This window comes from Sphingomonas sp. S2M10 (assembly GCF_012650175.1).
Taxonomy (GTDB): domain Bacteria; phylum Pseudomonadota; class Alphaproteobacteria; order Sphingomonadales; family Sphingomonadaceae; genus Sphingomonas.
Genome location: NZ_JAAILI010000058.1, coordinates 1 through 528, shown reverse-complemented (window position 1 = coordinate 528; position 528 = coordinate 1). Strand labels below are relative to the sequence as shown.

At 56.6% G+C, this 528-nt stretch carries 1 rRNA gene; it reads left to right on the top strand.

The annotated features are described in order from the left end of the window. Positions 1–432: 432 nt before the first annotated feature. Positions 433–528: ribosomal RNA gene (locus tag S2M10_RS15375) — 23S ribosomal RNA — on the top strand; the annotation flags it as partial.

Genomic DNA, 528 nt, shown 5'->3' with positions numbered 1-528 from the left:
AGCGGACGAGACGAATTAGCCACGCTAATTCGCACGCTCCGCAAGGACGGCCAGCGCTGCGAAGCGCGCCACAAGGCGCAGCTTTGCTGCGACTGACGGCGCAGCGGGCAGGGTAACGCTTCCGAGACGGCGCTAGCCAATATCCAGAGATGAAGACACGAGATCCGCTGTTACGACAGCGGTCCTGCTCTCCCAAGGGAGAGCGAGCTTTTTGACATTGTGAATGGGTTTTTCAAATCGATGCCGTGACGGCGTTGGTTTCAGTCGTGAGACTGGATCGACAGCTGTCCAATTAAAGGCTGAGATTTTCATCCACACCGATACGGGTTCCCATCAAAGTATTACTTTGATGGGTGCCCAAGCTGCGTAACGCTGCTCTGCCGAGTTGGTGTTCCGAAAGGAGCGCCCAGCGTTGTCGTTGGTGGTGTGGACTCTCAAGCGTGAGGTAAGGGCATTTGGTGGATGCCTTGGCATGTACAGGCGATGAAGGACGTGGCACGCTGCGATAAGCGTCGGTGAGCTGTGAGC